Consider the following 3,646-nt stretch of genomic DNA (forward strand, 5'->3'; position numbering starts at 1 on the left):
GATCATTTTTTTAGATATTACAAATAATCTTTAGAAATGTTAATTTAAGTAAATTATAATTTTGCTTAATCTTTATGCTTTTGTCATTTCTTTTTCGATATGGAAAGGGGCATTAAAGTGTATCCAAAATAAGGGACATCAAAAATGGTCACTCGTTTAAGCAAGGGGCAAGGCTTAAGTCTTGATAGCTCAGCGTACGATTTGTCATTGGTCACAATTGGTCTGGGCTGGGATATTGCAAGGTCAAAACAAGGGTTGGTGAGTGGCGTTATTGGTGCTAAATCATCAGAATATGATCTGGATTTGGTTGCATTCTTATGTGGTCGAGATGGAAAAATTCATAACTTGGGGCAAAGCCATGGTCGACAACCCAATTTTCAAAACAGCGATGTGATTTTTTTTAATAACCAGAAACATTACTCAGGAGATATCTGGTTAACGAAAGATAATCGTACGGGTGAAGGGGATGGGGATGATGAACAAATTATCGTAAAGCTTGATGATTTGTCAGTCGATTATCATAAAATTATTTTTATTGCTCAAATTTTTGATGGAATCAAGAATAACCAGCATTTTGGTGAAATGAGCAATGCTTACTTACGTGCAGTAGATGCATCTGGTCATGAGCTGGTGCGTTTTGACTTATCTGATACCGAGCTTTATATACATCAATGTTCAGTTTTGTTTGCAGAATTGGTTCGAACCAATAGTGGCTGGGAGTTTAAAGCGGTTGGTCAGCCTTCTTCTTATGATAGTTTTGTTGAATGGCTAAAGTCTTATATCTAGTTTGTTATATAAAATTAAAGGCTAAAATAAAAGGCTCCTGTTCCTTCCTTCCCCTGTTTTAGAAGGAGAAGGAAGGGGATTTAAAGAGATTTTCTATAGACTTTACATTAATTTAAAGTCGGCATTGAGAACTGTTTACCCTCACGAATGTTGGCAGATGGCCAACGCTGTGTAATCGTCTTACGGCGAGTATAGAAGCGTGCACCATCTGGTCCATAGGCATACAAATCACCAAACAATGAACGTTTCCAGCCACCAAAACTGTGATAAGCAACAGGTACAGGTAATGGAATATTAATACCTACCATGCCGACTTTGATGTGATCAGAGAAATAGCGTGCAGCCTCGCCGTCACGTGTATAGATACATGTACCGTTACCGTATTCATGCTCGTTAATCAAATCCATTGCTTCTTGCATGGTGTTTACACGCAGAATTTGTAACACAGGACCAAAAATTTCCTGTTGGTAACTCACCATATCAGGAGTAACTTGGTCAATGAGTGTTGGTCCTACAAAGAAACCATTTTCATATCCTGTAACGATGGCTTGACGACCATCAACAACAATTTTTGCACCTTGCTGTTCAGCGCTATCGATATAGCCTACAACTTTGTCTTTATGTTGTGCAGAAATGACAGGACCAAAATCATTGCTTTTATCTGAGAAATGACCATATTTTAAATGAGCAATTTCTTTTTTCAGTTTTTCAATCACCACATCTGCAATTTCATCTCCAACAGCGACGGCAACAGAAAGCGCCATGCAACGTTCACCTGATGAACCAAATGCAGCACCAAGTAATGAGTTCACGACATTATCAACATCAGCATCTGGCATGATGATGGCATGGTTTTTTGCACCACCAAGAGCCTGACAGCGTTTACCTGTTGAAGTTGCAGTCTGGTAGATATATTCAGCGATCGGTGTTGAACCGACAAAACTCACTGCCTGTACCCGTTTGTCATGTAATAGTGTGTCTACAGCTTCCTTGTCACCATTTACAAGGTTAAAGACACCATCGGGTAACCCGGCTTCTTTAAGCAATTGAGCAATAAATAAAGTCGATGATGGATCTTTTTCAGAAGGTTTTAATACAAAACAGTTTCCACAAACGATTGCCATTGGGAACATCCAGAGAGGAACCATCACTGGGAAGTTAAACGGTGTAATGCCTGCGACAACACCAAGCGGTTGCAACTCACTCCATGAGTCAATATTTGGACCAACATTTTTTGAATATTCACCTTTTAAAAATTCTGGGGCGCCACATGCATATTCTACATTTTCAATACCACGCTGTAATTCACCAGCAGCATCATGCACAATCTTGCCATGTTCAGCACCGATCAATTCACAAATCTTATCTGCATTTTGTTCAAGCAAGTCTTTAAATTTAAACATGACACGTGCACGTTTGATTGGTGGGGTATCACGCCAGGCAGGAAATGCAGCTTCGGCCGCAGCAATTGCCTGTTCAACGGTTGCTTTACCTGCAATAGCAACTTCTTTACCAATTTCACCTGTAGAAGGGTTGTATACAGGTTGTGTACGTGTAGCTTCAGTCGAAATCTGACCGTTAATGAGATGTCCGATAATGTCCATATTGGTATCCTGAGTAAAAATATAATGAATAAATTTATGTTGGAATTTTAATTCCAGAGTTTTTGATAAAGTTGAACCATTTCATCGACACTTGGTACACGTGGGTTATTACCAGGCGAACCTGAGGCGAGCGCTTGTTCAGCCATCGTCTGGACAATGTCATCGAAATGTTTTTTGTCTGCACCAAACTCCGCTAGTGTCGGGACTTGTAAAGCCTGATTAATCTCTTTTAAAGCCGTGATTAGTTTCTGGTTGGCTTGATCCATATCATCATTAATGTCTGCCACACCAATAGCTTTTGCGCAATCTGCATAGCGTTCAGGAGCAGATGGGATAGAAAACTCAGTAATCATTGGAAGTAACATGGCATTGGATAAACCATGGGGTACATGGAAAAAAGCACCGATTGGGCGACTCATACCATGTACCAAAGCTACTGAAGAGTTACAGAATGCAATGCCCGCGAGTGTTGAACCAAGCATCATGGCTTCACGAGCTTTTTCATCATCTGGATGGAAATAGACCTGTTTCAGGTTTGGGCCAATGAGTTTCATTGCTGAAATAGCCTGTGCATCACTGTATAAATTGGCTTTTTTACTGACATAGGCTTCGATAGCGTGAGTTAATGCATCAATACCAGTATCTGCGGTAGTACGTGCAGGCACACTTAAAGTCAATTCATAGTCAACCACTGCTGCAACAGGCATGAAGCCGATACCTACGCAGAGAAGTTTTTCACTACTTTCATCATCGGTAATAATGGTAAATTTGGTTGCCTCTGAACCTGTTCCTGCAGTTGTAGGTACTGCAATGATCGGTAAACCAGATTCGTTAACCTGACGGGGAAAACGGTATTCTTTAATTTCGCCACCATGCTTACCTAAAATGCTCATTGCTTTGGCACTGTCGATGGGGCTACCACCACCTACCGCAATGATGGAGTCGAATTCATGTTTTCTGATGTATTCAACACCAGCTTGAATCGACCTGGAAGTTGGTTCTGGAATTGTGTCATCAAAATAATCCGATTCGATATTTTCTTGTTTAAGAATATTTTGAATATCATCAATATAACCTAATTTGACCATAATCTTGTCAGTGATGATCAATGGTTTTTTACAGCCCAAACTGGTTAAGATCGCCGGAATTTTTTCTCGCGATTTGTGCCCAATTTCCATAATACGGGGCAATAAGATTGTATGAGACATGCTCAAACTCCATTTTCATTTTACTAAATACTTATCTCTAATTGATTT

3 protein-coding genes are annotated in these 3,646 nt (G+C 39.9%); 1 reads left to right on the forward strand and 2 read right to left on the reverse strand.

Translation table 11 applies throughout. The features are described from left to right. Positions 1-144: 144 nt before the first annotated feature. Positions 145-786: a TerD family protein gene (locus tag KPC_RS18430; RefSeq protein ID WP_121975787.1), complete on the forward strand. Its 642-nt coding sequence runs from the start codon at positions 145-147 to the stop codon at positions 784-786. 107 nt (positions 787-893) lie between these two features. Here the strand turns inward: KPC_RS18430 and KPC_RS18435 are convergent, their stop codons facing one another. Beyond that, complete coding sequence (locus KPC_RS18435) at positions 894-2,390, reverse strand: CoA-acylating methylmalonate-semialdehyde dehydrogenase (RefSeq protein WP_121975788.1); 1,497 nt, start codon at positions 2,388-2,390, stop codon at positions 894-896. Positions 2,391-2,437: 47 nt separating this feature from the next. Continuing rightward, complete coding sequence (locus KPC_RS18440) at positions 2,438-3,598, reverse strand: iron-containing alcohol dehydrogenase (protein WP_121975789.1); 1,161 nt, start codon at positions 3,596-3,598, stop codon at positions 2,438-2,440. Between the last annotated feature and the right edge of the window lie 48 nt (positions 3,599-3,646).

Origin of the sequence: Acinetobacter stercoris (assembly GCF_900323515.1) — a bacterium.
GTDB lineage: Bacteria > Pseudomonadota > Gammaproteobacteria > Pseudomonadales > Moraxellaceae > Acinetobacter > Acinetobacter stercoris.

Bases quoted from the DNA above. Each gene is read 5' to 3' on its own strand.
- KPC_RS18430 (WP_121975787.1), top strand. From the start codon at position 145: ATGGTCACTCGTTTAAGCAAGGGGCAAGGCTTAAGTCTTGATAGCTCA.
- KPC_RS18435 (WP_121975788.1), bottom strand. From the start codon at position 2,390: ATGGACATTATCGGACATCTCATTAACGGTCAGATTTCGACTGAAGCT.
- KPC_RS18440 (WP_121975789.1), bottom strand. From the start codon at position 3,598: ATGTCTCATACAATCTTATTGCCCCGTATTATGGAAATTGGGCACAAA.